The organism is Duganella sp. OV510 (assembly GCF_900100205.1).
GTDB lineage: Bacteria > Pseudomonadota > Gammaproteobacteria > Burkholderiales > Burkholderiaceae_D > Rugamonas.
Genome location: NZ_FNEQ01000019.1, coordinates 1 through 6,470, shown reverse-complemented (window position 1 = coordinate 6,470; position 6,470 = coordinate 1). Strand labels below are relative to the sequence as shown.

The window sequence follows — 6,470 nt, the reverse complement described above, 5'->3', positions numbered from 1 at the left end:
ACCCCTTCCCATCCCGAACAGGACCGTGAAACGACTCTACGCCGATGATAGTGCTGCAACCAGTGTGAAAGTAGGTTATCGTCAAGCTAGTTATTTAGAAAAATCCCCATCAGCCTGAACGCGCTCAAGATCGCGCTCAGTGCAGATGGGGATTTTTTGCGTTTATACTCTGCGCATGAACGAACATACCGCGAGAGACGTCGTGCTGGTCCGTGCCATCGAGACCGCCGATCACAACAAGGAAATTCTCAGCGACGACGATCGCATATACGCCAGCCGCAGCGCACGCGAGCTGGCCCAATGGCGCGCCGCCGACCGCAAGGCCGAAGCCACCGGCGAGGATTTCCTCCAGCAGCGCGCCGAACAAATCCTTAAACGCCTGGCCGAACGCCATACCGCGTTTGCCGGCTTCCTCAAACAGCGCAGTCCTTTGCAGCCGCTGGCCTGGGCCTTGCCGTTGATCGGCTTGCTGCTCGGCGCCGGCCTCGACCGCATCACCGATCCGCATCGCGTTGATTTGCTGTCGGCGCCGCTGCTGCTGATTATCGGCTGGAACCTGCTGGTATATATCGGACTGCTGATCTGGCTGTTTATTCCAGCGCGCCCACGTGTGCCGCATCGCCTGAAGGCGCCGCGCAAGCTGCCGTCCGTGTTGTCGGCTGCGTTGATGGCGTTCCTGAGCGAATGGTCGCAACTCAGCGCCAGGCTGAACGCAGCGCGCCTCAGCCGCAGCGTGCATCTGGCCGCCGCCACGTTTGCCGCCGGCGCACTGGCTTCGCTGTATGCGCGCGGTCTGCTGTCGCAATATGCGGCGGGCTGGGAAAGTACCTTCCTCGATGCCGCACAAGTGCACGGCCTGCTGTCGACCTTGTTCGCGCCGGCGATTGCGCTGTTTCACCTGCAAGGCTTCACGTTGGCGGAAATCGAAGCGCTGCGCTTCCCGCAAGCCACTGCTGCGCAAGGTGGCGCGCGCTGGGTGCATTTGTATTCCGCCACCATCCTGCTGCTGGTGATTGTGCCGCGTCTGCTGCTGGGCGCTTTCTCGCAATGGCAGGCATCACGCCTGGCGCACCGCTTTCCGCTCGACCTGGAGCAGCCTTATTTCCGCAAGCTGAATGATGCGATGGGCATGGCGCAGGGCGGCACGCTGCGCGTGCTGCCTTACAGCTTTACGATTGATGAGCAACGCCATCGCGGCTTGCAGCAAATCGCCATCTCCATGTTTGGCGAGCAGGGGCGCTTGATGCTGCGGCCTTCCACCGCATATGGCGAAGCACCGCTGGTCAGTGACGACGCCGAGGTTGCAAGCACCGCTGCATTGTTCAATCTCAGCGCCACGCCAGAGCAGGAAAACCATGGGGCCTTTCTCGACGCCTTGTCGAAAGCCCTGCCGCGTGGCGTGACCGTGTTGCTGGATGAATCGGCTTACCTGGAGCGCATGGGAGCAGAGCGCCTGGCCGAGCGGGTCGCGTTGTGGCAGGAGTTCTGCCGTTTCCATCACGCCACCGCCACCGTGGTCAACTTGCAGGCGCCAGCATGAGCACGACGATACAACTGGCGCTGATTTCGCACACCAATAACGGCAAGACGACGCTGGCGCGCACGCTGATGGGCGTCGATGTCGGCGAGGTGCGCGACGCCGCCCACGTCACCATTCATTCCGAGCCGCACACGCTGCTGACCACTCCCGAAGGCGATGTGCTGCAACTGTGGGACACGCCCGGCTTCGGCGATTCGGTGCGCTTGCAGAAGCGGCTGGCGCAATCCGGCAATCCGATCAGCTGGTTCCTGCGCGAGGTGCTGGACCGCTATCGCGACCGCCCGTTCTGGCTCAGCCAGCAGGCACTCAGGGCTGCGCGCGACACGGCCGACATCGTGCTGTATCTGGTGAGCTCGGCGGAAGATCCGCAAGACGCCGGCTACGTGCCTGCCGAAATGAAAATATTGGAGTGGCTGGGCAAGCCGGTGGTGGTGGTCCTCAACCAGACGGGCCGTCCACGCCCGTTGGCCGAAGAGCAGGCCGACCAGGCGCGCTGGCGTGATCATCTGCGCCAGTATCCGGCGGTGCGCGAGGTGTTCGCACTGGATGCCTTCGCGCGCAGCTGGGTCCATGAGCGGGTGTTTTATGAAGCGCTGCCTGGATTGCTCAACGCCGAACAGCAGCCGGCGTATGCGCGCCTGCTTGCCGCCTGGCAGGCACGCAATGCGGAGCGCTACGAACAATCGATGCAGCTGCTGTCGGCGCAATTGCTGGCCGCCGCGCGCGATAGCGAAGCGCTGCCGGAGCAGGGGGCGAGCCTGCTGAAGTCGGCGTTGAAAGTCGTCGGCATCGGCAAGAACGCCGAGCAGCAAAAACAGGATCAGGCCATGGCGCAATTGATCGCGCGCCTCAATCTGCATACCGGCGAGATGACGCGTGAACTTCTCGTGCTGCATCAGTTGGACCCGGCCGGCGCTGCTGAAATCAATGCGCAGGTGCGCGAGCATTTTTCCGTGCGCGCGCCGATCGACAAGGCGCAAGCCGGCCTGCTGGGGGCGATGATTTCTGGCGCAGCCACTGGGCTGTCCGCCGATCTGTTGGCGGGCGGGTTGACGCTTGGTGGTGGCGCCCTGCTGGGCGGCCTGGCTGGCGCGCTGACTTTCGCTGGCGCCGCGTGGGGCTTCAATTCCGGCACTGATCGCAACCAGGCCACCATGCAGTTCACCGACGCCTTCATGCACACGCTGGTGGTGGCCGGCATCTTGCGTTATCTGGCGGTGGCGCACTTTGGCCGAGGTCGCGGCAGCTTTGTTGACAGCCAGGCGCCGGCCTTCTGGCAAAGCGCGGTGGAGCAGGTGGTGGCGCAGCACGAGGCGGCGCTGGCCGCCCTGTGGAAACAGGCGCGCAAGGAAGACGGTGCACCGTTACAGCCGCTGATCAGGCAAATGGTATCGGCGGTGCTGGTGCAGCTGTATCCGGGCTTAAAGCAGTCTTGATGCTTCGACCGGTTGCACCGTCAGGTAGCGGCGCATGGCATTGGCTTCCTCGCTCGGGCTGCGCCCGAAGTAGCGCTTGAACTCTCGGCTGAACTGCGACGGGCTCTCATAGCCGACCTGCGCGCATGCCGCTTGCGCGGTCATGTCATTGCGCGCCATCAGCAGACGCGCCTGGTGCAGCCGGGCGGATTTCAGGTACTGGATCGGCGAGCAGTGCGTCACCGACTTGAAGTGCACATGGAAGGCCGGCACGCTCATGCTGGCCTCCGCCGCCAGCATGCCGACATCGATGCTTGCTGCATAATCGGCATGGATGCGGCGCAGCGCTTTGGCGATACGGCCGAACTGGCCCTGGCTGGTGAGCGCGGCGCGCATTGCAGCACCCTGTTCACCCATCAGCACGCGGTAGCAGATCTCGCGCACGATGCCCGGTCCCAGCACGCGCGCTTCCAGCGGCGAGTTCAAGGCCTCCAGCAGACGCAATACAGTTTCGCGCAGGCGCTCGTCCATGCGGGTGGTCATCATCCCTTTGGGCATGGCCGATACTTCGTTGTCGGTCTGGTCGATGGTGAACATCAGGTCGGCCAGCGTGGTGCGGTCAATGCGGATCGAGATGCCGAGGAAGGGATTTTCTTCGGTCGCTTCGGTCGCCGCGGTGAACGGCATGGGTACGGCCACCACCAGGTAGTGGTCGGCGTCGAACTGCAGGATGTCGTTGCCGAAGTAGCTGCGCTTGCGTCCCTGCAAGGCGATGGCGATGCACGGGTCGTACATGGCGGGCGACTTGGTCACGCTCTGGTTGGCGCGCGTCAGGCGCACGTCGTCCACCAGCGTTTCGGTATAGCCTTCATTGCGCGCCAGCTGCATATGCAGGGCAATCATGCGTTCCACGCTGCACTCCTTATTTGCGGTGATGAATAGGAATGATCCATGATTCCCGCGTGGATCGCTACGGTTGTCGTTGCGATCCATAGGATTAGGCAAGAACTACATAGACATGTGCATTCGCAGCATGACGATTCGTCCGTAAGATGCAGCCTGTGTTAATGGCCAGGAAAGGACTGCATCATGACTCAAGCTCATCGCAAAGTAATTCTGATTGCCGGCGCCAGCCGGGGATGTGGTCCCGCGACAGCCCGTCAATTGGCAGGCGAAGGCCATCATGTGGTGCTGGGCGCACGCCGCTCCAGCAAGCTGCACGCGCTGGTGACGGAAATCCGCAAGGCCGGCGGTTCGGCTGAGTGGTTCGCGCTGGATGTGAATCAGCCGGACGAGATGCGCGAGTTCCTGGCGTTTGCCGAGGATGTGCACAAGCGCGTCGACGTCATCATCAATGCTTGAACAGCACCGCAATCATGCTGTCTGCCGTAGCCTGCAATTCTTCGCGGCCATGGTAGATACGCTCCATCACCACATTGCCTCGCGTGAAAGTGACCAGCAGGCGCGCGGCGTCTTTTGGCGGTAGCGCCAGGCGCGCTTTGGCATCCGGCTGCGACAGCCGTTCTTCCAGCACTTCCCCCAATCCTTCCAGCATGCCGCGCAAGGCCTTGCGCACCGGCTCGTCCATCGCGGTTTCGTCAGTGGCGATTTTGGTGGTCAGGCAGCCGCGCGTGCGCGATGATGGCGAACCGTCCAGCTGCGGCACCGGCACCGACATCGAGTTGATCACATACGCAAAGTAGGCACGCAGAGCGGCTTCCGGATCGTCCAGTCGCATGCGCTCGCGCACCATCTCCAGGTAGTGCTGGCGATAGCGCTCGAACGCCAGCAGGAAGATGGACTGCTTGTCGCCATAGGCGTGATAGAGCGAACCGCGCTGCACGCCGGTGGCTTTCGCCAGGTCGGGCATCGAGGTGGCGCCATAGCCCTGGCGCCAGAACACGTGCATTGCCAGGTCCAGCGCTTCGTCTTCGTTGAATTGTTTTATGCCTGCCATGGAAAGAATTATCGGCATGTTTGACATCGCTGTCAAGTTTGACTATGCTGTCAAACATGATTTGTGCATTGAGGAATTTTTGATGAATACCGTAGAAGACCGGGGCGCCACAGCGCGCGCCATATTTGCCGGCCTGTGTGCCAGCCTGGTAGGGATCGGGCTGGCGCGCTTTGCCTATACGCCGCTGATACCGCCGATGATTGAGGCACACTGGTTTGTCGCCAAGGATGTGATCTACCTGGGTGCCGCCAATCTGGTGGGCTACCTGGTCGGCGCCCTGCTGGGGCGGCCGCTGGCGCGCCGCTATGGCGCCCGGCGGACTTTGCGCGCCATGATGCTGCTGACTTCCGCAGCCTTCTTTGCCTGTGCGTTTCCGTTGTCGGTCAGCTGGTTCTTTGGCTGGCGCCTGATGTCGGGCGTTTCCGGCGGCATCATCATGGTGTTGGCGGCGATGACTGTGCTGCCGCATGTGCCGGCGCACCGCAAGGGCATGGCCAGCGGCGCTATCTTCCTCGGTATCGGGCTGGGCATTGCCGCATCGGGTACGGTGGTGCCGCTGCTGCTGGACATGGGCATGCGGGCGACCTGGCTGGGTCTCGGTGTGCTGTCGCTGTTGCTGAGCGTGGTGAGCTGGTGGTGCTGGCCGCATGCGGTGCATACGCATGTGCCGGTGGGCGAGCCGGGCGCTGCAACGCAGGCGGCGGTGCGGGTGGAGTTGAATCTGCTGTATCTGCAATACGCGCTGATGGCGGTCGGGCTGGTGCCGATGATGGTGTTCCTGGTTGACTATGTGGCGCGCGGCCTGGGCTGGGGTACGCACACGGCGTCGCTGTTCTGGATCGTGTACGGCGTCGGCGCGATCATTGGTCCGATGGTCTATGGCTCGCTGTCCGACCGCGCCGGCCCGGCGTTGACCAGCCACCTGGCGATCTGGCTGCAGGTAGGCGCGGTTGCACTGATGATGTTCTCGACCAACCATATGCTGCTGCTGTTGGCGACGCTGGTGATTGGCTCCTTCCCGCCGGGCATCGTGCCGATTACGCTGGGCCGGGTGCAGCGCATCCTGGATGGCGATGCGCATGCGCAGAATGTGGTGTGGAGCAAGGCGACTACGGTGTTCGCCTTGTTCCAGGCACTGGCCGGCTACACCTATTCCTATGTGTTTGCGCACAGCGGCGGCAACCATCGGCTGCTGATGGGAATAGGCGCCGGCGCGTTAGTGATTGCGCTAGTTGCAGACGGCTTGAAAAAAGCCCTTGTCAAACCAGCGGATGCCTTGGTATGATTCTGTCCCTCGCGAAACGATGTATCTGATACAGAGCGAAACGAGAAAAAAGAAGAGCTTGACGAGATGGTTGTAATGCTTCATAATCTTGCCTCTTCGCTGATGAACAAAACGCTTCTTCAGCTAGCAATACAGAATGATCTTTAAAAATTAACAGTCGATAAGTGTGGGCATTTGGTGCTGCAACAAAAAGCATTAAATGCTCAACAAAGAAATATTCAGTAGAAATACTGTCAGTATTTTTGAGAAGAGCGAACCAGTGACCAGCAGTGG

At 61.7% G+C, this 6,470-nt stretch carries 7 protein-coding genes; 4 read left to right on the top strand and 3 right to left on the bottom strand.

Annotation, left to right across the window (positions count from 1 at the left end; genetic code table 11):
- Positions 1-175 precede the first annotated feature (175 nt).
- Together BLS51_RS29010 and BLS51_RS29005 are read left to right on the top strand one after the other, a co-directional pair.
- Positions 176-1,540, top strand: coding sequence for a DUF2868 domain-containing protein (locus tag BLS51_RS29010; protein ID WP_090192483.1), 1,365 nt, complete (start codon positions 176-178; stop codon positions 1,538-1,540).
- On the top strand, positions 1,537-2,976 hold the full coding sequence (locus BLS51_RS29005) for a GTPase domain-containing protein (protein ID WP_090192482.1): 1,440 nt from the start codon (positions 1,537-1,539) through the stop codon (positions 2,974-2,976). The genes BLS51_RS29010 and BLS51_RS29005 overlap by 4 nt, the downstream gene beginning before the upstream one ends.
- On the opposite strand, the gene BLS51_RS29000 is transcribed toward BLS51_RS29005, so the two are convergent.
- Positions 2,962-3,858 carry an AraC family transcriptional regulator gene (locus BLS51_RS29000; protein ID WP_090192485.1) on the bottom strand — a complete coding sequence of 299 codons (897 nt, stop codon included), beginning with the start codon at positions 3,856-3,858 and terminating at the stop codon, positions 2,962-2,964. The two genes, BLS51_RS29005 and BLS51_RS29000, sit on opposite strands and share 15 nt — an antisense overlap.
- Positions 3,859-4,044: 186 nt before the next feature.
- Between BLS51_RS29000 and BLS51_RS28995 the strand changes: the two genes are divergently transcribed.
- A complete protein-coding gene (locus BLS51_RS28995) occupies positions 4,045-4,317 on the top strand; it encodes an SDR family NAD(P)-dependent oxidoreductase (protein ID WP_090192481.1) in 273 nt (90 codons plus the stop codon).
- Here the strand turns inward: BLS51_RS28995 and BLS51_RS28990 are convergent.
- Positions 4,307-4,912: a TetR/AcrR family transcriptional regulator gene (locus tag BLS51_RS28990; RefSeq protein WP_090192480.1), complete on the bottom strand. Its 606-nt coding sequence runs from the start codon at positions 4,910-4,912 to the stop codon at positions 4,307-4,309. The genes BLS51_RS28995 and BLS51_RS28990 overlap by 11 nt on opposite strands.
- An 82-nt stretch (positions 4,913-4,994) precedes the next feature.
- On the opposite strand from BLS51_RS28990, the gene BLS51_RS28985 reads away from it, so the two are divergent.
- Entirely contained in the window at positions 4,995-6,197 is a 1,203-nt protein-coding gene (locus tag BLS51_RS28985) for a YbfB/YjiJ family MFS transporter (protein WP_090192484.1), read from the top strand.
- Here BLS51_RS28985 and BLS51_RS30045 read toward each other — a convergent pair.
- On the bottom strand, positions 6,172-6,470 hold a 299-nt coding region (locus tag BLS51_RS30045), incomplete at its 5' end, for a hypothetical protein (RefSeq protein WP_217638344.1). The genes BLS51_RS28985 and BLS51_RS30045 overlap by 26 nt on opposite strands.